The sequence below is a fragment of the Azospirillum formosense genome, from assembly GCF_040500525.1.
Classification (GTDB): domain Bacteria; phylum Pseudomonadota; class Alphaproteobacteria; order Azospirillales; family Azospirillaceae; genus Azospirillum; species Azospirillum formosense_A.
This window is the reverse complement of record NZ_CP159405.1, coordinates 149,166-172,926: the sequence shown is the minus strand read 5'-3', so window position 1 is coordinate 172,926 and position 23,761 is coordinate 149,166. Positions and strand designations below refer to the sequence as shown.

Sequence of the window (23,761 nt, the reverse complement as noted above, 5' to 3'; positions counted from 1 at the left end):
AAGATGCCCCGGCGCGGTTCTCCGGTCAACTCGCTTTTGATCGCCGCCATGGGGGTCATGGTCCCACGATGCCGGACGGCAGGACCCGTCACGGGCTGACGCGTTCCCGCGGGCCGGGATACCGATCTCCGGCGTTCGCCGGAAAGGTCCGAAGCGCGATTAGTTCGCCCAACGCACAAAAGAGCTTGCCAGGCATTTCGCATCTGGTATACGGTATCTCACATCCCATCGCACTTCGGAAACGGAGTGCAAAACCAACGGTGCGGGCGTGTTTTGAAGAAGACACGACGGTGCCGGAAGGTTTCGGGTCCGGTATCGGAGCGAGTGCTTCATGAGCGCAACAGTCGATTTCGCACAGCTAGTCATGGCCGCCGGGGACGCGATCGTCGTGTCTGACGCGCAAGGCGCCATTACTCTGTGGAATCCGGCGGCCGAACGCATGTTCGGCTTCGCGGAGGGCGAAGCGCTGGGGCAGTCGCTCGACATCATCATCCCGGAACGCCAGCGCCAGCGCCATTGGGACGGCTATGCCAACACCATGCGCACGGGCCAGACGCGCTACGGCAGCGAGGTGCTGCGCGTCCCGGCCCTGCACAAGGACGGGCACGCCCTGTCCATCGCCTTCACGGTCGCACTGCTGACCGTGCCGGACGGCACGGTGACCGGAATCGTCGCCATCATCCGCGACGAGAGCAGCCGCTGGGCCGAGGAGCGCAAGCTCCGCCGCCGCCTGTCGGAATTGGAATCCGCAAGCCAGTAACCCGCAACCCATCCCGCCAGTTTGTCCGTGTTGTCCAGTGCTCAACAACGGCATCGCAATAAGTGAGAGGGAGTAAACGAGCCATGAGCAAGCCGCTCGAAGGGATCAAGATCATCGACTTCACCCACGTTCAGGCCGGCCCCGCCTGCACGCAGCTCCTCGCCTGGTACGGCGCGGACGTCATCAAGGTGGAGCGGCCGGGTTCCGGTGACGTCACCCGCAACCAGCTCCGTGACATTCCCGACGCCGACGCGCTCTACTTCACGATGCTGAACAGCAACAAGCGCTCGCTGACGCTGGACACCAAGACTCAGGCTGGCAAGGAAGTCCTTGAGAAGCTGATCAAGGAATCCGACGTCCTCGTGGAGAACTTCGCTCCGGGCGCCCTCGACCGCATGGGCTTCACCTGGGAGCGCATCAACGAGCTGAACCCGGGCATGATCGTCGCCTCGGTGAAGGGCTTCAGCGACGGCCACCATTACGAGGACCTGAAGGTCTACGAGAACGTCGCCCAGTGCGCCGGCGGTGCCGCGTCGACCACCGGCTTCTGGGACGGCCCGCCGACCGTCAGCGCCGCCGCTCTGGGCGACAGCAACACCGGCATGCACCTCGCCATCGGCATCCTGACCGCCCTCATGGGCCGTTCGAAGACCGGCAAGGGCCAGAAGGTCGCCGTGTCGATGCAGGACTCGGTCATCAACCTCTGCCGCGTCAAGCTGCGCGACCAGCAGCGCCTCGACCGCGTCGGCTACCTGGAGGAGTACCCGCAGTACCCGCACGGCGAGTTCTCCGACGTGGTTCCGCGCGGCGGCAACGCCGGCGGTGGCGGCCAGCCGGGCTGGGTCCTGAAGTGCAAGGGCGCGGAGACCGATCCGAACGCTTACATCTACTTCACCATCCAGGGCCACGCCTGGGCGCCGATCTGTAAGGCTCTCGGCAAGCCGGAGTGGATCGACGATCCGGCCTACAACACCGCGGAAGCCCGCCAGGACAAGATCTTCGACATCTTCGCCTTCATCGAGGGCTGGCTGGCCGACAAGACCAAGTACGAGGCGGTCGACATCCTGCGCAAGTTCGACATTCCCTGCGCGCCGGTGCTGACCATGAAGGAAATCGCCGATTGCCCGTCGCTCCGCAAGAGCGGCACGATCGTCGAGGTCGACCACAAGAAGCGCGGCAAGTACCTGACGGTCGGCAGCCCGATCAAGTTCTCCGACATGTCGGTCGAGGTCACCGGGTCGCCGCTGCTCGGCGAGCATTCGGACGAGATCCTGGCCAGCCTCGGCTACAGCAAGGAGCAGATCGCCGAGATGCACGCCAACAAGGTTGTCTGATCGCTTCCCGACAGTCTAACGGCACACCTCGCGAAGACGGCGCTCCGAAAGGGGCGCCGTCCTTTCTTTGTGCCCTCTTCCGCCCTTCGGAGGGAAAGGCTGGGACGAGGAGGCGCCGAAGGCGATCCGCCCGTCCAAGGCGACACCAGGATGTGCGTTCGCCCACGGCCGGCGCGGCCATCCGGCCGCTTGCCTTCTCGGGCATCAGCCTGCGGGGCCGCCGTCGCGGCCCATACCGTCCCTTCGGGCCGGCCTCTCTGCAAGGGAACGGGGAGACTTACCGCAGCCACTCCCGCACTTCGCGGATGCGCTGGTTGCCCTCCGGCGTGCGGGCGTAGGCCTTGCCGTACTGGGTCTCGTACTCGCGCACGAAGCCTTGGCGCAGCAGCCCGTCCAGCACCGGGCGGACGATGGCCGGCTTCAAATTCGCGGCCTTGGTGATCGACAGGAACGAGGCCGGCAGAGCCGTCACCTCCGGCCCCGGCGTGGCGCGCAGGGTGTTGAGCGAAGTCCAATCGACGGAGGTTGGTGAAATCATCGGCTACCCTCGATGCGGCGCGCTGTTGACTCTCTCTCGATATGACCTCAACTTCACTTGAGGTCAGGAGGTTCCGAACCCCAGGGGAGGCCCGGCGATGGCGATTCTCGATCCCGCCGACATCGACAAGGACCTTTCCGTGGGCGAGGTCGCGGAACGCTCCGGTGTGGCAGTGTCCACCATCCACTTCTACGAATCAAAGGGGCTGATCGCGAGCTGGCGGAGCAGCGGCAACCAGCGCCGCTTCCCCCGCGACGTGCTCCGGCGCATCGCCGTCATCAAGGTCGCCCAGCGCCTGGGCGTTCCGCTGGCCACCATCGCGCAGGCGCTGAAGACCCTGCCGGACGGCCGCACGCCCACCGCAGAGGACTGGAAACGCTTGTCCGCGGCCTGGAAAGCGGACCTGGACGAGCGCATCGCCGTGCTCACCAGGCTGCGCGACGGGCTGGAGGACTGCATCGGCTGCGGCTGCCTGTCGCTCGGCGAATGCCCGCTGCGCAACCCCTGGGACGAGTTGTCGGAGGACGGCTCCGGACCGCGTCTGCTCGATCCGCGGTGACCTGCGCGCTGTTTTGCCGCACCGCAGCATAGCCCCTCCGACCCGGCGCCCTCTCGGTAACAAAAAGGCCGTGCTGTTTCCAGCACGGCCAGTATCCGAGAGGCTCGCATAAAATGCGGAGCAACAACCCGCCCGATACAAAGGGTGATGAACCCTGTGTAAGAAGAATGATGCCTGAGTCTTCATCACGACGCAACAAGGGAATCTCTGGTTTCCACATTGCGGAAACAAAGTTTTTGGCAAAAAAAAGACCGCGCCGTTGCGGGCGCGGTCAGTTTCTTCAGGGCAGCACTACGTGACAGGAAGGAAAACCGGGGTAACAGCCGCCTCGACCCAATCCGAGGGATTTGCGGATCGGGGCGGATCGCGCCTCCCGGCCGGCGCGAATTCGAATTCCGTAGGGGTTGGGCCAGGGGATCAGGCCCACACATCAGGCCCAGGGATCAGGTGGGAAAGCGCCCGCCGATCTCGGCGGTCACCGCCGCGGCGGTGCGCTTGACCATCTCGCCGAAGGCCACGACGCGGGCATCGTCCAGGCGCCGGTTGGTGCTGGACAGCGACAGGGCGCCGATGACGCGGGCCTGCTCGTCGTAGATCGCCGCGGCGACGCAGTGCAGGCCGCTGACCCGCTCCTCCTGGTCCACGGCATAGCCGCGGTCGCGCGTCAGGACCAGCTCCCGGTGCAGCGCCGGGATCGACGACACGGTGGTCCGGGTGAACTGGCGCATGCCGCGCTGGGTCACGATGCTCTGCACCCGCGTGTCGGGCATGCCGGCGAGCAGCGCCTTGCCCACGGCGGAACAATGCAGCAACGTGCGGTCGGTGACGGGCAGCGCCGCCTGGGCGACGCGCGGACCGCCGACGCGGTGCAGATAGATGGCCTCGCCGTTCTCCTCGACGGCCAGATTGACGACCTCGCTGGTCTCCTCCATCAGCCGGCGCATGCGCGGGCGGGCGACGTCGAGCAGGCTGCGCGTCTTCAGGAACCCGGTGCCGGTCATGTAGGCCTGCACCCCGACCGCCCAGCCGCGCTTGCCCTGGTCGAAGCGCACGTAGCGCTCCTCCTGCAGGGTGGTCAGCAGACGGTGCGCCGTGGAGGGCGAGAGATGCGCCGCCTCGGCCACCGCCGTCAGGCTCATCGGGCTGTCCGACTGGCCGAGGATGGTCATGATGCTCAGCGCCCGCGACAGCGACTGAACGAGATTGCCCTTCGCCGCACGGTCCACGGTTTCCGCGCGGCCTTCGGCCCGCGGGGCCGGGGGTGCCATCATCAGCGCTTGCGTCTTCATCGTCCCATCCCTCTCGAAATCGTCCGGCGCTGTTGCATCGCGCCGTTGTCGTCCTCGGGTGTGGCGGCCCCCGGTTCTCACCTCGCGGGGAGCGGGGGCCGCCGGTTGGCTATGCCGCCGGCTCGATCCGGGCCGCGGCGAACTTGAACTCCGGGATCTTCCCGAAGGGGTCCAGCTTCGGGTTGGTCAGCACGTTGGCCGCCGCCTCGGCGTAGCAGAAGGGCACGAACACCAGCCCGGACGGGACGTTGTAGTCCGACCGCGCCTTCAGCTCGATGGTGCCGCGCCGGGTGGTGACCTTCATGCGGTCGCCGCCCTTGGCGCCCATCCGCCGCAGGTCCGCCGGGCTCATGTAGGCCACCGCCTCCGGCTCCAGATCGTCGAGGACCTGGGCGCGCCGGGTCATCGACCCGGTGTGCCAATGCTCGAGCTGGCGCCCGGTGGTCAGGACCATCGGGAACTCGGCGTCCGGCTCCTCGGCCGGCGGGATCACGTCGGCGGGGACCAGACGCCCGCGGCCGGTGGCCGTGGGGAAGCCGTCGCCGAACACGATCTCCTGGCCCGGATCGTCCGCGGACAGGCTGGGGTAGGTCACCGAGCGCTCGCGCTCCAGCCGCTCCCAGGTGATGTTGTCGAGCGACGGCATCGCCCCCTTCATCTCCCGGAACACGTCGCGCGGATGCTCGTAGTTCCAGTCCAGACCCAGGCCGCGGGCCATGGCGTTGACGATCCACAGATCCTGCCGGGCCTCGCCCGGCGGCGGCAGGGCCTGGCGGCCGAGCTGGACCTGGCGGTTGGTGTTGGTCACCGTGCCGGTCTTCTCCGGCCAGGCCGAGGCGGGCAGAACCACGTCGGCGTATTTGGCCGTCTCGGTCAGGAACAGGTCCTGCACCACCAGATGGTCGAGCTTGGCGAGCGCGTCGCGGGCGTGCTCCACGTCCGGGTCGGACATGGCCGGGTTCTCGCCCATCACGTACATGCCGTTCAGCGAGCCGGCGTGGATCGCGTCCATGATCTCCACGACGGTCAGGCCGCGCTTGGAGTCGAGCTTGGTGTCCCAGAAATCCTCGTAGAAGGCGTGCACCTCGGGATCGTCCACCGGACGGTAGTCCGGGAACATCATCGGGATCAGGCCGGCGTCGGAGGCGCCCTGGACGTTGTTCTGGCCGCGCAGCGGGTGCAGGCCGGTGCCGGGGCGCCCGATCTGGCCGGTGACCAGCGACAGGGCGATCAGGCAGCGCACGTTGTCGGTGCCGTGGGTGTGCTGCGACACGCCCATGCCCCAGAAGATGATCGAGCCCTTGGAGGTGGCGTAGAGGCGGGCGACCTCGCGGAGCTGCTCCGCCGGGATGCCGCAGACCGGCTCCATGGCCTCCGGGGTGAAGCTGGCGATGTGGGCGCGCAGCTCCTCGAAGTCCTGGGTGTGCTCGGCCACATACTGAGCGTCGTACAGCCCCTCGCTGATGATGACGTTCAGCATGGCGTTCAGCATCGGCACGTCGCGGCCCGGCTTGAACTGCAGCATGTGGCTGGCGTGGCGCTTCAGCACCTGGCCGCGCGGGTCCATGATGACCAGCTTGGCGCCGCGCTTGGCCGCGTTCTTGAAGAAGGTCGCGGCGACCGGGTGGTTCTCCGTCGGGTTGGAGCCGATGACGACGATCACCTCGGCGTCCTTGGCCGCCATGAAGGGAGCGGTCACCGCGCCCGACCCGATGCCCTCGATGAGCGCCGCCACCGAGGAGGCGTGGCACAGGCGGGTGCAATGGTCGACGTTGTTGGTGCCGAAGCCGACGCGCACCAGCTTCTGGAACAGATAGGCCTCCTCGTTGGAGCCCTTGGCCGAACCGAAGCCGGCGAGCGCCGAGCCGCCCCGCTCGTCGCGGATCTTGCGCAGGCCGGCGGTGGCGACCTCCAGGGCCTCCTCCCAGCTCGCCTCGCGGAAGTGGGTCAGCGGGTTGAGCGGGTCGATGTCCACGTCGTGCTTGGACACGCCCTCTTTGCGGATCAGCGGCTTGGTCAGGCGGTGCGGGTGGTGGATGTAATCGAAGCCGAAGCGGCCCTTGACGCACAGCCGGTTCTTGTTGGCGGGACCGTCGCGGCCCGTCACCGACAGCAGCTTCTCGTCCTTGATGTTGTAGGTCAGCTGGCAGCCGACGCCGCAATACGGGCAGACGCTGTCCACCTGGCGGTCCGGGGCGGCGGCGAAGACGCCGCTGTTCAGGTCCACCTGGGTCTTCGGCATCAGCGCGCCGGTCGGGCAGGCCTGGACGCACTCGCCGCAGGCGACGCAGGTGCTGTCACCCATCGGGTCGGCGAAGTCGAAGACGATCGTCTCCTTGTGGCCGCGCAGCGCCATGCCGATCACGTCGTTGACCTGGACCTCGCGGCAGGCGCGGACGCACAGGTTGCACTGGATGCAGGCGTCGAGCTGCACCGCCATGGCCGGGTGGCTGAAGTCGGGCTTCGGCGCGCACTCCCGGCTGGGAAAGCGGCTGTCCGAGACCTCCAGACGGTCGGCCCAGCGCCAGAACTTGCTGTCCGGGTCGTGGGCCTCCTCCCGCTTCGGCTGGTCGGCGACCAGCATCTCGATGACCATCTTGCGGGCGAACTTGGCGTTCTCGCTGGCCGAGCGGACGCGCATGCCCGGGGTCGGGTGGCGCACGCAGGAGGCCGACATGGCGCGCTCGCCGTCGATCTCGACCATGCAGGCCCGGCAGTTGCCGTCCGCGCGGTAGCCCGGCTCGTCGGCGTAGCAGAGATGCGGGATCTCGGTGCCCAGGCGGTTGGCGACCTGCCAGATGGTCTCGCCGGGGTGGGCTTCGACGAGTTCGTCGTCGAGGTGGAACAGGATGCGGTCGCTCATATCACTGGACCTCCCCGCGCAGATCGTCGCGGAAGTGCTTCAGCGCACTCTTGAGTGGGTTCATCGCGGCCTGACCCAGGCCGCAGATCGACGCCGTGCCCATCAGCCGTGCGAGTTCCGTCAGAAGCGGCTCGTCCCACACCGGCTGCTTGATGAGCGCCACCGCCTTCTCCGTTCCGACGCGGCAGGGCGTGCACTGGCCGCAGCTCTCGTCCTCGAAGAAGTCCAGCAGGTTGCGCACGACCTTGCGCATGTCGTCCTTGTCCGACAGCACGACCACCGCGGCGGAGCCGATGAAGCAGCCGTGCTGCTCCAGCGTGCCGAAGTCCAGCGGGATGTCGTCCATGCTGGCGGGCAGGATGCCGCCCGACGCGCCGCCGGGCAGATAGCCCTTGAGCGTGTGGCCGTCGGCCATGCCGCCGCAATACTCGTCGATCAGCTCGCGGATGGTGAGGCCAGCGGGGGCCAGCTTCACGCCCGGGTCCTTGACGTGACCGGAGACGGAGTAGCTGCGCAGGCCCTTGCGGCCGTTGCGCCCGTGGCCGCCCCACCAGTCGGCGCCCTTCTCAAGGATGTCCCTGATCCAGAACAACGTCTCGACGTTGTTGATGAGGGTCGGGCGGCCGAACAGGCCGACCACCGACGGGAAGGGCGGCTTGTGCCGCGGCAGGCCGCGCTTGCCCTCGATGCTCTCCAGCATCGCGGACTCCTCGCCGCAGATGTAGGCCCCGGCGCCGCGCCGCAGATGGATGCGGGTGTGCCCGGCGAGGCCCGCCTTCTCCACAGCGGCGATCTCATGCTCCAGCAGCTCGCGGATGTGCGGGTACTCGTCGCGCAGGTAGATGTAGACGTCGGTCGCCTCGACCACCCAGGCGCCGATCAGCATCCCTTCCAGGAAGCGGTGCGGATCGTTCTCGAGGTAGAAGCGGTCCTTGAAGGTGCCCGGCTCGCCCTCGTCCCCGTTCACCGCCATCAGGCGGGGGCCGGGCTCGTGGCGGACGAAGCGCCACTTGCGGCCGGTCGGGAAGCCGGCGCCGCCGAGGCCGCGCAGGTTGGCGCCCTCCAGCTTGCCGAGGATGTCGTCCACCGGGACGTTGCCGGCGAGGCACTCGGCCAGCAGGCGGTAGCCGCCCTCCGCCTTGTACTGCTCCAGGCTGATGTAGGTGGGGAGCTGCGGGTGCGTCTCGCCGTTCTTCACGGCGGTCACCACGCTCTCGACCGTGGCGTTCTCGTGCAGGGCGTGGCCGATGGCCACCGCCGGGGCGTTGTGGCAGGCGCCCATGCAGGGCGCGCGCACCACCCGGACGCCCGGACCCATGTCGGCGGCCTTCAACTCGTCGAGCAGCTTTTCGCCGCCGGCCATGCAGCAGGACAGGCTGTCGCAGACCCGGACGGTCACGGGCGGAGGGGCTTCCTCGCCGTCCATCACGATGTCGAAGTGGGCGTAGAAGGACGCCACCTCGTACACCTCCACCAGGGCCAGCCGCATCTCGTGGGCGAGCGCCGCGAGATGGCGGGCGTGCAGCCCGTGATAGGTGTCCTGCAACAGGTGCAGATGCTCGATCAACAGATCCCGCTGCCGGGACCGGTCACCGAGAAGCCCCTGCACCTCCGCCAGTGCCGCCGGATCGACCTGCCGGCCCTTCGGCTGGGGCCGGGTGTTCCGGCGCCCCGAACCGGGATGGATGGCGCGCCTTTTTGTGTCGTCTTTGGCGACGATGGCCGTGTCCATGTCCGCCCTCCCCTCTCGTCTCAGGCTTGATTCTTCGTAACGTTGGGATGTCGTGCAGTCGTTCTGGAACCGCCCCCCGGTTTTGCCCGGGGGGCTTTATTTTTTAGATATAGGAAGGCGTTACTGCTTGGGCCCCTTGCGGACGGCGCTGGTGGGGTTGAGGCTGCCGATGTTGCCGCTCTCCGACCCGGCGTTGGGGTCGATCACCGCGTTGATCAGCGTCGGCCGGCCGCTGTCCATCGCCGCGCTGACCGCCCGGTACAGCTCGTCCGGCGTCGTCACGTTGACGCCAGCGCCGCCGAAGGCCTCCATCATCTTGTCGTAGCGCGAGTCCGGCACGAAGACCATCGGCGACGGGTCCGACCCGCCCGTCGGGTTCACGTCCGTCCCCTTGTAGATGCCGTTGTTGTTGAACACCACGATGCACACCGGCAGGTTGTAGCGGCAGATCGTCTCCACCTCCATGCCCGAGAAGCCGAAGGCGCTGTCGCCCTCCACCGCCAGCACCGGCTTGCCCGACTCCACAGCCGCCGCCACCGCGAAGCCCATCCCGATGCCCATCACGCCCCAGGTCCCGACGTCCAGGCGCTTGCGCGGCTGGTGCATGTCGATGATCCCGCGCGCCAAGTCCAGCGTGTTGGCCCCCTCGTTCACCAGCAGCGCGTCCGGCCGCTCCTGCACCACCCGGCGCAGAGCGCCCAGCGCGCCGTGGAAGTTCATCGGCGAGGCGTTGCTCATCAGCTTGGGCGCCATCTTGGCGATGTTCGCCTCCTTGCGCGCCGCAACCGCCCCGGTCCATTCCGCCGCCGGCGGCGTCCAGCCCTTGGCCATGCCCGCCGTCAGCGCCGACACGCACGACCCGATGTCGCCGACCAGTGGCGCCACGATCGCCACGTTGCTGTCCATCTCGCGCGGCTCGATGTCGATCTGGATGAAGGTCTTCGACCCCGGCTCGCCCCACGTCTTGCCCTTGCCGTGCGACAGCAGCCAGTTCAGCCGCGCCCCCACCAGCACCACCACGTCGGCGTCCTTCAGAACCATCGAGCGCGCCGCGCCCGCCGACTGCGGGTGGGTGTCGGGCAGCAGACCCTTGGCCATGCTCATCGGCAGGAACGGGATGCCGCTCTTCTCGACCAGCTCGCGCACCGCCTCGTCGGCCTGGGCGTAGGCCGCCCCCTTGCCGAGGATGATCAGCGGCCGCTTGGCGCCCTTCAGCACCTCCAGCGCGCGCGCCACCGAGTCCGGCGAGGGCAGCTGCGCCGGCGCGGCGTCGACCACCTTGACCAGCGAGCGGGCACCCTCGGCGGCGTCCATCACCTGCGAGAACAGCTTGGCCGGCAGGTCGAGGTAGACGCCGCCCGGACGGCCCGACACCGCGGCGCGGATGGCCCGGGCCACCGCGATGCCGATGTCCTGGGCGTGCAGCACGCGGAAGGCCGCCTTGCACAGCGGCTTGGCGATGGCCAGCTGGTCCATCTCCTCGTAGTCGCCCTGCTGGAGGTCGACGATCTCGCGCTCCGAGGAACCGGAGATCAGGATCATCGGGAAGCAGTTGGTGGTGGCGTTGGCCAGCGCGGTCAGGCCGTTGAGGAAGCCCGGCGCCGAGACGGTCATGCACACGCCCGGCTTCTTGGTCAGAAAGCCGGCGATCGCCGCGGCGTTGCCGGCGTTCTGCTCGTGGCGGAAGGAGATGACCCGCAGCCCCTCGCCCTGGGCCATGCGCAGCAGGTCGGAAATCGGGATGCCCGGCACGACGTAGAGGTTCTCGATGCCGTTGAGCTTGAGGGCATCGATGACGAGCTGGAAACCATCCGTCAGCGCCGGTTCCGCATCGGTGGCGGCCGTGGCTTGGTTGTTGAGGACTGTGACGGCTGACATAAGGGTTACTCCTCCCCGACTCTTATTCGGATCACGATCGGTCAATCGAGAAAATCGCAGTGCTGTTCGACATGGCGGGCCAGCCCCAGCGTGTGCTCGCGCACCCGCCGCTCGGCCAGGTCGGCGTCGCGCCGGGTCAGGGCGTCGATGATGTCGCGGTGCTCGACGATGGACGTCTCGGCCCGGCCGCCGCGGCGCATGGTGACGCGGCGGATGGCCCGCATGTGGATGAAGAAGCGGTCGGTCAGGTCGGCGATGAGCGTGCAGCCCGAGGCCTGGATGATCGACTGGTGGAAGGCGACGTTGGCGTCGGAATACTCCAGCACGTGATCGGCCAGCTCGCCTTCGGCGAAGCGGTCGAAGGTCTCGTGCAGGTCGGCCATGCCGCGCTCGTCGGCGCGCTCGACGAAGAGGCGGGCGGCCATGCCCTCCAGAGCCGCGCAGACGGTGATCATCTCGATGATCTCCGCCTTGGTCTTGCGCACCACGAAGATGCCGCGCCGGGGCATGGAGCGGATGAAGCCCTCCTGCTCCAGCAGCGCCATCGCCTCGCGCACCGGGGTGCGGCTGACGCCCAGCGCCTCGCAGAGCTGGCGCTCGTCGAGGCGGATCTCGCTCGGCCCGCCGTAGATGTCCATCTGGGTGATGGCCTGGCGCAACGCCTGGTAGGCCTTGGCCTTGAAGCTCATCCCCTGATCGAGGGGTGCGACCGAGAAACTCATCGTCTGCATGGCTGTTCCCGTCCCTGACTCTTCTTTCCCCTCGCGTGGGAGGGCCCCCGGCTGAAGGGGTTTGGGCCGCGGTTTCGTTGCCCCGGAGAAGGGAAGCGGCTTGGATTGGTGATACGGTATACCAGATACCACTAGCCCGCAAGCGATTATGTTCGCTCAGCGAACTGTTTCACGAGCGCACTTGGAATTGGGGGGAATGTCGCGTCGGAGTTGCGGCGCGTTTTGGAGTGTTTGGAGGCAAATGCCCCCACCGCCGGCGCGTCGATGACGCGGCCGCCCCGCCGCCGTCGCTGCCGCCGTCGCTGTTGGACAGCGATCGGTCGACCGGGGATCTCTCCAGGGGGAGGCTCCGAAGATGAAGGCGCGATCGCGGGACCCGGTTACCCGGCGTTCTCCAGCAGGAAGCGCTCGAAGGCATCCACGTCCAGCGGGCGGCTGATCAGGAAGCCCTGGATGCGCGTGCAGCGCTGGCGGCGCAGCATGTCCGCCTGTTCCTCCGTCTCCACCCCTTCGGCGATGGTGTCGAAGCCCAGGCTGTCGGCGAGGTTCACGATGGTGTTGACGATGGCCGGGTCGGTCGAGGACTGCACGATGTCGCGGACGAAGCTGCGGTCGATCTTCAGCGTGTTGATCGGGAAGCGTTTCAGATAGGCCAGGGAGGAATAGCCGGTCCCGAAATCGTCGATGGACAGGCGGATGCCGATCCCCTTCAGACCGTGCAGGATGGTCACCGCCTTCTCGATGTCGCCGATCATGGCGCCCTCGGTCAGCTCCAGCTCCAACCGTTCGGGCGGCACGCCGCTGCGCTCCACCACGTCGCGGACGAAAGTCACCAGACGCGCGTCCTGGAACTGGCGTGGCGACAGATTGACCGACACCGACGCGATGTCCAGCCCCGCGGCCAGCCAGCCGGCCAGCCGGCCGCAGGCCTCCCGCAGCGTCCAGGCGCCGATCTCCCAGATCAGGCCGGTCTCCTCGGCCAGCGGGATGAACTCCGCCGGGCTGACGAGGCCGCGGACCGGATGGCGCCAGCGGATCAGCGCCTCCGCCCCGATCACCCGGTGATAGCCGCGGTGCGGCATGTCCACCTTGGGCTGGAAATGCAGCTCGAACTCCTCGCCGGTCGCGGCGGCCCGGCGCAGGTCGCTTTCCAGCCCCAGCGTGAAGCCGGTGCGCTCGCGCATGCCCGCCTCGTAGAAGACGAACTTGCATTCCGGGTTGCGCTTGGCGTGGTACATGGCGAGGTCGGCGTTGCGCAGGAGCTGGTCCGCCGTTTCGCCGTCGTCGGGGAAGAAGGCGACGCCGATCGAGGCGCCGCAGAAGAGTTCCTGGTTGTGGACGGCGAAGGGCTCGCCCATCGAATAGAGCACCTTCTCGACCAACCGGGCGCCGGCGGCGCGGTCCACCGCGTCGGGCGCCACGATCAGGAACTCGTCGCCGCCCAGCCGGCCCACCGTGTCGGACACGCGGGTGCAGTTGCGCAGCCGCTTGGCCACCAGCTTCAGCAGGTCGTCGCCGGCGTGGTGACCCAGCGTGTCGTTGACCTGCTTGAAGCGGTTGAGGTCGAGGAAGGCCACGGCGACCTTGGTGCGCATGCGCTGGGCGCGCGCGATGGCCTCCTCCAGCCGTTCGCAGACCAGCCAGCGGTTCGGCAGGTCGGTCAGCCGGTCGAAGCTGGCCTGGTAGCGGATCTGGTGTTCCTGGTACTTGCGCTGGCTGATGTCGGCGAGCGTCAGCACGTAATGCTCCAGCGCCCCGCCCGGCGCGCGCACCGCCGTGACCGACAGCGAGGCCGCGAAGGCGTCGCCGGAATGGCGGAAGCTGGTGACCTCTCCCTGCCAGCGCCCCTCGGTGCGGGCGGCGCGCCAGATGTCGTCGATGAAGGCGCGCTCGTGCGAGCCGGGGGCGAAAATCACCAGCGGGCGGTGGAGAAGCTCCTCCCGCTGGAAGTCGGTCATCACCTCGTAGGCCGGGTTGACCGCCTGCACGGACAGATCGGGGTCCACGATCAGGATGCCGTCGGCCACGCTGTCGAAGACGGTGGCGAGCAGACGGATCTTCTCCTCGTGCTGCTTGCGCTCGGTGATGTCCTGGACGGTGCCTTCGTAATAGCGGATGCGGCCCTGCGGATCGCGCACGCAGCGCGCGTTCTCGGAAATCCAGATGATCGAGCCGTCGTTGCGGAAGACCCGCGCCTCGAAGCTCTGCACCACGTCGCGCTCGGCCATCAGGCGGGCGAAGGCCTCGCGCTTGCCGGGGTCGACGTAGAGCTGGCCGGCGATGTCCGTCAGGTTGTCGATCAGATCGGCCGGCGACCGGTAGCCGTAGATCCGCGCCAGCGCCGGGTTGACCCGCAGATAACGCCCGTCCACCGTGGTCTGGTAAATACCTTCGACCGCGTTCTCGAAAATACTTCTGTATTGCTCTTCCGTCTCTTGGCTCATGGATCGGGCCTCATCTGGCGCGAGAGCGTTGGCCTCAGGAAAAAGCATGCGGAGGACCTGAGCGGGCAATTGCGATGGGCGCCTCTTTTGCGCTGCAAAAAAGTAGAAGGCGGATCGCGGCGCGCGTCAAGGCGGTTCGTTCTATATTTTTCACAATTGCAATAAAAGGGGCCTATGACCCATCCCTCCCGGACGTTGCATCGCCGCAGCGCCGGGTGGCGGAAAGGCCACAGAATCGACCGCGATCATCGGCCCGGACCATGTTTGGGCCATGATTCGGGCTACCGGCAAACGAAAAGGGCCGGATCGCTCCGGCCCTTGCTGCGCGCGGGATTTCCGCCCTGTAAGACGCGCCGCCGGGATCAGTGCCCGTGCGTGCCCGTCTTCGCGCCTTCCTTCAGGACGAAGTGGCGCGAGCAGTAGGGGCATTCGACCTTCCCCTCGGCGCTCAGCGTCAGATAGACCAGCGGGTGGCCGAGCGCACCGCCGCCACCGTCGCACCCGACGGTCAGGGTCTCGACTTCGATCGTTTCAATTGGCTGCATGGCAGACATCCTCCACTTTGACACACGCGCGCGTTAACGCCATCGTTAAGATGCCCACCGAATGAGGCACGCGCGCGGGGTCGGATCATACCCAACGCGCCGGACGGATCAAGTGATTGGACAGTGATCGCCCCCGGGGATTCGGACTCGGGGCACGACCGGAAAGGCCCGTTTCGATTCCATGGTTGCGCACGCCCCGCTGAACGCCGCCGCCCTGCCCGCCCACCCCGTCCCCGCCTACGCCGTGGAGGTGCGCGGCCTCACCAAGACCTACCAGGCCTCGGGAAAGGCCGGCCCGAAACAAGCCCTTAAGGGCATCGACCTGGCGATTCCGCGCGGGGCGGTGTTCGGGCTGCTGGGGCCGAACGGGGCGGGCAAGTCCACGCTCATCAACATCATGGCCGGGCTGGTCAACAAGACCGGCGGCACGGTGTCGATCTGGGGAACCGACATCGACGCCCATCCGCGCCAGGCGCGGGCGTCGATCGGCGTGGTCCCCCAGGAACTGAACATGGACCCTTTTTTCACCCCGCGGGAAATGCTGGAGCTTCAGGCCGGCCTCTACGGCGTGCCCAAGGCCGAGCGCCGGACCGAGGAGCTGCTGGAGGCGGTGGGCTTGCGCGACAAGGCCGACGCCTACGCCCGCTCGCTGTCGGGCGGCATGAAGCGGCGGCTGATGGTGGCGAAGGCGATGGTGCACACCCCGCCCGTCCTGGTGCTGGACGAGCCGACCGCCGGCGTGGACGTGGAGCTGCGCATCCAGTTGTGGGAGCATGTGCGCAAGCTGAACCGCGAGGGCTCGACGGTGCTGCTGACCACCCATTATCTGGAAGAGGCGCAGGAGTTGTGCGACTCCATCGCCATCATCAACCATGGCACGGTGGTGGCCTGCGAGCCGACGGCCACCCTGCTCCGCCGGGTGGACGCCAAGGCGCTGACCGTTCTGGTCGACCGCGACCTGGACGCCGTTCCGGCGGAGCTGTCCGCCTTCACCGCCGAACTGGCCGAGCCGCGGCGCCTGATCGTCCGCTACCAGCCGAGCCGCCAGCGGGTGGACGGCATCCTCGCCGCGCTGGCCGCGGCCGGGCTGGGGGTGGTCGATCTCAGCACCGAGGAATCGGACCTGGAGGACATCTTCCTGCAGCTGACCGGCGGCGCCCACGCCCGCAAGGAGATCGCGCACGATGCGGCGTAGGGCGGCCGGCCGGATGGCGAAACTGATCGTCGGGATCGGCCTTCTGCTGTCGGGCTGCACCGCGGCCTATCAGCCGATGGGTCTTCCCGTGACCCAGCCGGCCCTGACCGACAACGCCCTGATCGCCGCCGACGGCTTCGAACTGCCGCTGCGCCGCTGGCTGCCCCAGGACGGGCCCCCGCGCGCGGTGGTTCTGGCCCTGCACGGCTACAACGACTACTCCAACGCCTTCGACGGGGCCGGGCGCAGCCTCGCCACGCGGGGGATCGCGGTCTACGCCTACGACCAGCGCGGCTTCGGCGCCACGCGGAACACCGGCATCTGGCCGGGCACCGACACGCTGGTGGCCGACCTGAAGACGGCGGTGTCCCAGATCCACGCCCGCCACCCCGGCCTGCCGGTGTATCTGATGGGCGAGAGCATGGGCGGCGCCGTGGTGCTGACGGCGATGACCGGCCCGACTCCGCCCAACGTGAACGGCACGATCCTGGTCGCCCCCGCCGTCTGGGGCCGCGACGCGATGGGGTTCTTCCCGCGGGCCCTGCTCTGGCTCAGCTACAACACCGTTCCTGGGATGGTGGTGCACCCGCCGAAGGATCTGAAGATCCAGGCGTCCGACAACATCGAGATGCTGCGCGCGCTGGGCCGCGACCCGCTGGTCATCAAGGGCTCGCGCGTCGATGCGCTGGAGGGGCTGACCGACCTGATGGGTTCGGCCCTTGCCGCCTGCGGGCATCTGAAGGTGCCGTCCCTGGTGCTCTATGGCGCCCACGAGGAGGTGCTGCCGAAGACCCCGGTCAACCGCGCGGTCGAGGATTTCGAGGCCGGCGGGCGGCATGTGGTGGCGGTCTATCCCGACGGCTGGCACATGCTGCTGCGCGACCTGAAGGGTCAGGTGGTGGTCAACGACATCGCCGCCTGGATCGAGAACCCCAAGCAGCCCCTGGCCAGCGGCGCCGACCGCAACCGCAGCCTCCTGGCCGCGAAATAGGCGCGGATGGAGGCTCCGGCGGGGCTGTGAAAAAATGTCGAAAGGAGTGTTTGCACTGGGCGAGGCTTTTCGCTATGGTGCGCCTCCGCTGATGATGGACCCGTAGCTCAGCTGGATAGAGCGCTGCCCTCCGAAGGCAGAGGCCGATGGTTCGAATCCATTCGGGTCCGCCAGCGATTTCAAAGGCTTAGCCGCAATGCGGGCTAGGCCTTTTTTGTTCGGGCCCCCGCTTGCATCCCCGTATCGCTGTGGGAACGCTACGCCAGCTCCCGAACAGCAGAGTCATGCTCGCGAGTGCCCGCCATCGGCTCCGCACCGGACCGGCTCCGGTTGCCCATTCCCAGCAGATACGCGGCCGTGACCCCCGTCACCCCTCCCCACACCACATGGGCGGCCAGCATCAGGCCGTTGCGGGCGCGCGGATGGCGGGTCGCCGGGGTCAGGATGCGCATCGCCGGAATCCACCCCAGATAGCTGGCGCCCCAGACGGCGAGGCCGTAGCCGATCCCCGTCGCCACCGCTGGCCCGTCGATCCGGCGCGCGACCGCCGGATACAGCGCTCCGGCGGCGGCGCCGTAGCCGTAATGCAGGGCGAGCGTCAGGTCGCGGCGCTCCGGTTCGTCCATCGCGTCCATCACGCCGGTCGGGCCCACGACGCGGTCCGTGATCAGGCGCGGCGGCAAGGGGTAGCGGTCCTTCTCCGGCAGGGCGCGGAACATCGCGCGCATGGCCGCCGTCATGGCGACGGTGCCGGCCAAACCGGCGATGGCTCCGGCGACAGAGTGGTTCATGGGAAGGTGACCAAAGGTTGTTGTGAGGCGCCTCCCGTCAACAGGACCCCGCCGTTCAAGGTTCCTGGCGCGGCTTCGGGGGCGCCGGGGAAACCTCTTGCCCGGCCAAGCGTTGACGGACCAGGGCGTGGCATCAGAATCACGGTGCAGCACATGCGTCGCTTCCTGCGGGACAACGGGTTGTCGGTCGCCTTGTTCGGGCTGTTCCTCGTCTCGATCATCGGGCAGGTGATGGCCGGATGGCGGGCCCTGGCGGAGGAGCTGCGCCTCCACGCCCAGCCGCCGGTCGGCCTCCTCGACTATCTGACCACCGGCCATTTCCTGTCGGCGACCTTCGAGAACTGGGAGAGCGAGTTCCTCCAGATGTCGGTCTATGTGCTGCTGACCGCCATCCTGGTCCAGAAGGGCTCCTCGGAATCCAAGAAGCCGGGAGAGGCCAACCCGGAGGACGAGGCGCCCGAGCGGCGGCGCGGCGACCCCGACGCGCCGTGGCCGGTGCACCGGGGCGGGCTGCTGCTTCGTCTCTATTCCCATTCGCTCAGCATCGCCTTGGTGGGCCTGTTCGTGATGTCCTTCGTCCTGCATCTGGCGGGCAGCACGCGGCGCTCGAACGAAGAGGCGGCGTGGCACCATCAGCCCGCCAAGACCATGGGCGAAACCCTGGCCGATCCGGAATTCTGGTACGAGAGCTTCCAGAACTGGCAGAGCGAGTTCCTGTCCATGGGCGTGCTGGTCGTGCTCGGCATCTACCTGCGCGAGCGCGGCTCCCCCGAGTCCAAGCCGGTTGCCGCCCCGAACAGCGAAACCGGCGATTGAGCGTCCGGCCCTCCGCGGCCGGCCTTCGGCGGCGTCGGGCACGCTCGACTCTCGGGCCGCCTTCGGCCATGGTATCGCCCCGAAGGGAAGAGGCCGCATCATGTCCGACGAAAAGACCACCGACACGCTCCAGACCGTCACCGACGCCCCCGCACCCGCCGGGGACGGCAGCGGCCTGTATCTGGTGGACGGGTCGGGCTTCATCTTCCGGGCCTTCCACGCCCTGCCGATGCTGAACCGTCCGGACGGCACGCCGGTCAACGCCGTGCTGGGCTTCTCCAACATGCTGCTGAAGCTGCTGGCCGACCTCAAGGCGTCCGCCGTGGCGGTGGTCTTCGATTCGAAGCGGCTGAACTTCCGCAACGAGTTCTATCCCGAATACAAGGCCCACCGCCCCGAGCCGCCGGAGGAGCTGAAGCCCCAGTTCGCCCTGATCCGCGAGGCGACGGAGGCCTTCTGCCTGCCCTGCCTGGAGCTGGAGGGCTACGAGGCCGACGACCTGATCGCCACCTACGCGCGGCTGGCCAACGAGGCCGGGCGCGAGGTCACCATCGTGTCGTCCGACAAGGACATGATGCAGCTCGTCCGCCCCGGCGTGCGGATGCTCGACCCGCTGAAGAACAAGCCCATCGGCCCCGACGAGGTGTTCGAGAAGTTCGGCGTCGCCCCCGACAAGGTGGTGGACGTGCAGGCGCTCGCCGGCGACAGCGTGGACAACGTGCCGGGCGTGCCGGGCATCGGCGTGAAGACCGCCGCCCAGCTCATCACCGAATACGGCGACCTGGAATCGCTGCTGGCCCGCGCCGGCGAGATCAAGCAGCCGGCCCGCCGCCAGAAGCTGATCGACTTCGCGGAGCAGGCGCGCATCTCCCGCCGCCTCGTCATGCTGGACGACCACGCCCCGCCGCCGAAGCCGCTGGAGGAGCTGCGCGTCCGCGAGCCCGACCACCAGAAGCTGATCGACTTCCTGCGCGCCCAGGGCTTCCGCACCATCGTCAGCCGCGTCGAGGCGGAGATGCGCAAGGACGGCACCATCGCCGACGGCGCGGTTCCCTCCGCCACGCCGTCGGCGGCTCCGGCCAAGGCCGCCGCTTTCTCCCCCGCCCTGGAGGCGGAGGCCGGCGCGCCGCGCAGCCGCCCCGCCCCGCCGACCGACGTCGAGCAGCGCTACGCGCTGGTGCAGGACCTCGACGCGCTGGCCGTCTGGCTGGAGCGCGCCCGGACCACCGGCATCCTGGCCGTGGACACCGAGACCGACTCGCTGACGCCCGCCACGGCGACGCTGGTCGGCATCTCGCTGGCGACGGAGCCGGGGCTGGCCTGCTACATCCCCCTGGCGCATCGGGCCCCCAACGCCGCGGCCAGCGGGGAGCTGTCCTTCGAGACGCCGGAAGCGCCGAAGCAGATCCCGGCGGAGGACGCGCTGAAGGCCCTGAAGGAGGTGCTGGAGGACCCGGCGATCCTCAAGATCGGGCACAATTTCAAGTTCGACCACCAGCTGTTCGCCCGCCACGGCGTGCGCGTGTCGCCGGTCGACGACAGCATGCTGATCTCCTACGTGCTGGAGGGCGGCGCCCACGGCCATGGCATGGATGAGCTGGCGGAGCTGCATCTCGGCCACACGACCATCCCCTACAAGGAGGTCTGCGGCACCGGGAAGAACCAGATCACCTTCGACCGCGTGCCGCTGGACAAGGCGCTGGCCTACGCCGCGGAGGACGCCGACATCACGCTGCGGCTGTGGCGGACGCTGAAGCCGCGGCTGGTCGACGAGCGGATGGTCACCGTCTACGAGACGCTGGAACGCCCGCTGGTCCCGGTGATCGCCGACATGGAGTCCTGCGGCATCCGCGTGGACCGCGCGGCGCTGGCCCGGCTCTCGCAGGACCTCGCCGTCCGCATGGCGGAGATCGAGAAGGAGGTGCACGGGCACGCCGGGCGCAGCTTCAACATCGGCTCGCCCAAGCAGCTCGGCGAGATCCTGTTCGACGAGATGAAGCTCGGCACCGGCAAGAAGGGCAAGACCGGCGCCTACTCCACCGATTCCAGCGTGCTGGAGGAGCTGGCGGAGCAGGGCCACGTCATCGCCCAGCGCGTGCTCGACTGGCGGCAGCTCGCCAAGCTGAAGAACACCTACACCGACGCGCTCCAGGCCCAGATCGTCGAGGGGTCGGAGCGGGTGCACACTGCCTTCGCCATGGCGGCGACCAACACCGGCCGCCTGTCCTCGACCGACCCGAACCTGCAGAACATCCCGGTCCGCACCGAGGAGGGGCGCAAGATCCGCCGCGCCTTCGTCGCGGCGCCGGGGCACCGGCTGATCTCGGTGGACTATTCGCAGATCGAGCTGCGGCTGGTCGCGGAGATGGCCGACATCGCCGCGCTGAAACAGGCCTTCCAGGACGGCATCGACATTCACGCCGCCACCGCCAGCCAGGTCTTCGGCGTGCCGCTGGACCAGATGACCTCGGAAATCCGGCGCAAGGCCAAGGCGATCAACTTCGGCATCATCTACGGCATATCCGGCTTCGGGCTGGGCCGCCAGCTCGGCATCGCGCCGGGCGAGGCCAACGCCTTCATCAAGGCCTATTTCGAGCGCTTCCACGAGCTGAAGGTGTGGATGGAGGCGACCAAGGCCTTCGCCCGCCAGAACGGCCATGTGGTGACTCTGTTCGGGCGGCGCTGTTACATCCCCGGCATCCACGACAAGAACGCCGCCCGCCGCGCCTTCGCGGAACGGCAGGCGATCAACGCGCCGATCCAGGGCACCGCCGCCGACATCATGAAGCGCGCCATGGCCCGCGTGCCCGGCGCCCTCAAGGAGGCCGGATTCGACGACGTGCGCATGCTGCTCCAGGTGCACGACGAACTGCTGTTCGAGGCGCCGGAGGACCAGGCCGAACGCGCCGCCGCCCTGGTGCGCTCGGTCATGGAGGGCGCCGCCACGCTCGGCGTGCCGCTGGTGGCGGAGGCCGGCATCGGCGGCAATTGGGACGAGGCACACTGAGATGTCCGGCAAGGAAGCCAGCGCCAAGGAACCCGTCGATCCCGAATTCGAGGCGCTGATCCGCTATATCCAGGAAAGCCGCGGCCTCGATTTCCGCGGCTACAAGCGCACCAGCCTGCAGCGGCGCATTCGCCGCCGGATGGAGGAGGCCGGCTGCGATGATTTCGCCGCCTACCACGGCCTGCTGGAAGCCGACCCGCAGGAATTCATCCATCTTCTGAACACCGTGCTGATCAACGTGACCTCCTTCTTCCGCGACACCGAGTCTTGGGACGTGCTGCGGAAGGAGGTCGTCCCGCAGATCCTGGCGCAGCGTTCCGACCGCGACCCCATCCGCATCTGGAGCGCCGGTTGCGCGTCGGGGGAGGAGCCCTATTCCCTCGCCATGCTGTTCGCCGAGGCGCTGGGCAAGGACGCCTTCATCAACCGGGTGAAGATCTACGCCACCGACCTGGACGAGGCGGCGCTGAACACCGCCCGGCACGCCATCTACTCCCCGCGCGACGTGGAAAGCGTGCCGCCGCCGTACCTCGACCGGTATTTCGAGCGCACCAACAACCACTACGTCTTCCAGCGCGAACTGCGCAAATGCGTGATCTTCGGCCGGCACAATCTGGTGACCGACGCCCCGATCTCGCGCATCGACCTGCTGGTCTGCCGCAACCTTCTGATCTATCTGGAGAGCGAGACCCAGAACATCGTCCTGCCGCGGCTGCACTACGCGCTGACGGGCGACGGCGTCCTGTTCCTGGGCAAGGCCGAGACCCAGCTCGCCCGCTCCAAGATGTTCGAGCCGGTCAACCTGAAGAGCCGCATCTTCCGCAAGGTGCCGCAGGAATGGCGGCGCAGCCTGGGCGGCAGCCTGACCATCACGCCGGAGAGCAACAATCACCGGCAGAGCTTCCAGAGCCGCCTGATGGAAGGCATCGTGGACAGCAGCGCCACCGCCTACCTGTCGGTCAACGGCGACGGCATCCTCGTCTTCGCCAACACCATGGCCCGGCGCCTGCTCGACGTGGGCGAGATCGACATCGGCCGCCCGTTCCAGGACCTGTCGATCTCCTACCGCCCGGCGGAGCTGCGCTCGCGCATTGAGGAGGTGCAGAAGACCGGGCGCGTGGTGCGCATCGAGCATCAGGAGTTCGCCCGCCCGCCGGGCGAGCCGATGCGCCTGAGCATCGAAATCTCCCTGCTCTACGGGCGCGACGGCAAGCCCTTCGCCACGCTGCTCGGCTTCACCGACACCAGCCGGCATTTCCAGGTCCAGCAGGAGCTTGAGGCGGCGCAGGAGAGCCTGGAGACGACGATCGAGGAGCTGCAAAGCTCCAACGAGGAGCTGGAGACGACCAACGAGGAGCTGCAGTCCACCAACGAGGAGTTGGAAACCACCAACGAGGAACTCCAGTCCACCAACGAGGAACTGGAGACCATGAACGAGGAGCTGCGCTCCGCGAACGAGGAGCTGGAGGTCGCCAACGAGGAGCTGCGCCGCCAGGGCGAGGAGTCGGGGGAGTTCCGGCGCTACTCGGAATCGATCCTGCGCAGCATGGACGTGGGCATCATCGTCCTGGACCAGAATCTGTGCGTGCGCTCCTGGAACCGCTGGGGCGAGAACATGTGGGGCCTGCGCGCCGAGGAGGTGCAGGGCGAGTGTTTCCTCGACCTCGACATCGGCCTGCCGGTGCTGCGGCTCCGCACCGACCTGGAGAACGTCCTGCACAGCGAGGCGCCGCAGCCCCCCGTCACGCTGACCGCCGTGGACCGGCGCGGCCGCACGGTGACCTGCCGGGTCCGGCTCTCCCCCCTGCTGTACGAGGCGCGGGACGCCCGCGGCGTCGTCCTGATCATCGAGGACGTGACCGAACAGACCCGGAGCGAGGCCTTCACCGGCTATCTCGGGCGCGTCATCGGCGAGTCCCTGAACGAGGTCTATTTCCTCGACCCGTCCAGCTTCCATTTCCTGCTGGTCAACCGCGGGGCCGAGACGAAGCTGGGCTACAAGCTGGACCATCTGAAGCAGCTGGCCGTCCACGACCTGATGCCCAGGGTGTCGGCGGAGCGGTTCCGGGCTCTCGTCGCGCCCCTCCTCTCGGGCGACAAGCAGGAGGTGGTTTTCGAAACGGTGATGGAGGGCAGCCACCGCGGCCCCTACCCGGTCGAGGTCTGCCTTCAGCATTTCGGCGGGGAACAGCCGCCGGTCCTTCTCGCCATCGTGCACGACACCACCGAACGCCAGCACCTCGGCGCGGAGGGCGGCGAAAAGGCGGAGGTGGGGTAAGCAAAGGCCG

The 23,761-nt window shown here is 68.1% G+C and carries 17 protein-coding genes and 1 tRNA gene; 9 read left to right on the top strand and 9 right to left on the bottom strand.

What is annotated here, in order from left to right:
• Nucleotides 1-331 precede the first annotated feature (331 nt).
• Both ABVN73_RS25090 and frc read left to right on the top strand, forming a co-directional pair.
• Complete coding sequence (locus tag ABVN73_RS25090; protein WP_353861799.1) at nucleotides 332-760, top strand: PAS domain S-box protein; 429 nt, start codon at nucleotides 332-334, stop codon at nucleotides 758-760.
• Between the two features lie 83 nt (nucleotides 761-843).
• Nucleotides 844-2,094, top strand: a complete 1,251-nt coding sequence (gene frc, locus ABVN73_RS25085; RefSeq protein ID WP_353861798.1) for a formyl-CoA transferase — start codon at nucleotides 844-846, stop codon at nucleotides 2,092-2,094.
• Nucleotides 2,095-2,371: 277 nt separating this feature from the next.
• On the opposite strand, the gene ABVN73_RS25080 is transcribed toward frc, so the two are convergent.
• Nucleotides 2,372-2,632 (bottom strand): hypothetical protein, encoded by a 261-nt coding sequence (locus ABVN73_RS25080; RefSeq protein ID WP_145629578.1) that lies wholly within the window; start codon nucleotides 2,630-2,632, stop codon nucleotides 2,372-2,374.
• Between the two features lie 97 nt (nucleotides 2,633-2,729).
• On the opposite strand from ABVN73_RS25080, the gene soxR reads away from it, so the two are divergent.
• Entirely contained in the window at nucleotides 2,730-3,191 is a 462-nt protein-coding gene (soxR, locus tag ABVN73_RS25075; protein WP_353861797.1) for a redox-sensitive transcriptional activator SoxR, read from the top strand.
• Between the two features lie 443 nt (nucleotides 3,192-3,634).
• Here the strand turns inward: soxR and ABVN73_RS25070 are convergent, their stop codons facing one another.
• The 7 genes from ABVN73_RS25070 to ABVN73_RS25040 all read right to left on the bottom strand — a co-directional run bounded on the left by ABVN73_RS25070 (nucleotide 3,635) and on the right by ABVN73_RS25040 (nucleotide 14,673).
• On the bottom strand, nucleotides 3,635-4,480 hold the full coding sequence (locus ABVN73_RS25070; RefSeq protein ID WP_353861796.1) for an IclR family transcriptional regulator: 846 nt from the start codon (nucleotides 4,478-4,480) through the stop codon (nucleotides 3,635-3,637).
• A gap of 109 nt (nucleotides 4,481-4,589) precedes the next feature.
• Nucleotides 4,590-7,343 (bottom strand): formate dehydrogenase subunit alpha, encoded by a 2,754-nt coding sequence (fdhF, locus tag ABVN73_RS25065; protein ID WP_353861795.1) that lies wholly within the window; start codon nucleotides 7,341-7,343, stop codon nucleotides 4,590-4,592.
• Between the two features lies 1 nt (nucleotide 7,344).
• Complete coding sequence (locus tag ABVN73_RS25060; protein WP_353861794.1) at nucleotides 7,345-9,075, bottom strand: NADH-ubiquinone oxidoreductase-F iron-sulfur binding region domain-containing protein; 1,731 nt, start codon at nucleotides 9,073-9,075, stop codon at nucleotides 7,345-7,347.
• 120 nt (nucleotides 9,076-9,195) lie between these two features.
• The gene (oxc, locus tag ABVN73_RS25055) at nucleotides 9,196-10,953 is read right to left on the bottom strand and encodes an oxalyl-CoA decarboxylase (protein WP_353861793.1); all 1,758 of its coding nucleotides are present in this window, start codon (nucleotides 10,951-10,953) and stop codon (nucleotides 9,196-9,198) included.
• A 41-nt stretch (nucleotides 10,954-10,994) separates the two neighbouring features.
• Nucleotides 10,995-11,684 (bottom strand): GntR family transcriptional regulator, encoded by a 690-nt coding sequence (locus ABVN73_RS25050; protein WP_014200112.1) that lies wholly within the window; start codon nucleotides 11,682-11,684, stop codon nucleotides 10,995-10,997.
• 380 nt (nucleotides 11,685-12,064) lie between these two features.
• Nucleotides 12,065-14,128: an EAL domain-containing protein gene (locus ABVN73_RS25045; RefSeq protein ID WP_353861792.1), complete on the bottom strand. Its 2,064-nt coding sequence runs from the start codon at nucleotides 14,126-14,128 to the stop codon at nucleotides 12,065-12,067.
• A 362-nt stretch (nucleotides 14,129-14,490) separates the two neighbouring features.
• Complete coding sequence (locus tag ABVN73_RS25040; RefSeq protein ID WP_035682430.1) at nucleotides 14,491-14,673, bottom strand: zinc-finger domain-containing protein; 183 nt, start codon at nucleotides 14,671-14,673, stop codon at nucleotides 14,491-14,493.
• 181 nt (nucleotides 14,674-14,854) lie between these two features.
• Between ABVN73_RS25040 and ABVN73_RS25035 the strand changes: the two genes are divergently transcribed.
• From ABVN73_RS25035 to ABVN73_RS25025, 3 genes are all read left to right on the top strand, one after another.
• Complete coding sequence (locus tag ABVN73_RS25035) at nucleotides 14,855-15,868, top strand: ABC transporter ATP-binding protein (protein WP_353861791.1); 1,014 nt, start codon at nucleotides 14,855-14,857, stop codon at nucleotides 15,866-15,868.
• Nucleotides 15,869-15,881: 13 nt separating this feature from the next.
• The gene (locus tag ABVN73_RS25030; RefSeq protein ID WP_353861790.1) at nucleotides 15,882-16,859 is read left to right on the top strand and encodes a lysophospholipase; all 978 of its coding nucleotides are present in this window, start codon (nucleotides 15,882-15,884) and stop codon (nucleotides 16,857-16,859) included.
• 96 nt (nucleotides 16,860-16,955) lie between these two features.
• Nucleotides 16,956-17,032, top strand: a tRNA-Arg gene (locus ABVN73_RS25025).
• Between the two features lie 84 nt (nucleotides 17,033-17,116).
• On the opposite strand, the gene ABVN73_RS25020 is transcribed toward ABVN73_RS25025, so the two are convergent.
• Nucleotides 17,117-17,650: a hypothetical protein gene (locus ABVN73_RS25020; protein ID WP_353861789.1), complete on the bottom strand. Its 534-nt coding sequence runs from the start codon at nucleotides 17,648-17,650 to the stop codon at nucleotides 17,117-17,119.
• A 153-nt stretch (nucleotides 17,651-17,803) separates the two neighbouring features.
• Between ABVN73_RS25020 and ABVN73_RS25015 the strand changes: the two genes are divergently transcribed.
• From ABVN73_RS25015 to ABVN73_RS25005, 3 genes are all read left to right on the top strand, one after another.
• On the top strand, nucleotides 17,804-18,466 hold the full coding sequence (locus ABVN73_RS25015; protein ID WP_353861788.1) for a DUF6766 family protein: 663 nt from the start codon (nucleotides 17,804-17,806) through the stop codon (nucleotides 18,464-18,466).
• Nucleotides 18,467-18,566: 100 nt separating this feature from the next.
• A complete protein-coding gene (gene polA / locus ABVN73_RS25010; protein ID WP_353861787.1) occupies nucleotides 18,567-21,473 on the top strand; it encodes a DNA polymerase I in 2,907 nt (968 codons plus the stop codon).
• Nucleotide 21,474: 1 nt separating this feature from the next.
• On the top strand, nucleotides 21,475-23,751 hold the full coding sequence (locus tag ABVN73_RS25005; protein ID WP_353861786.1) for a CheR family methyltransferase: 2,277 nt from the start codon (nucleotides 21,475-21,477) through the stop codon (nucleotides 23,749-23,751).
• Nucleotides 23,752-23,761 lie beyond the last annotated feature (10 nt).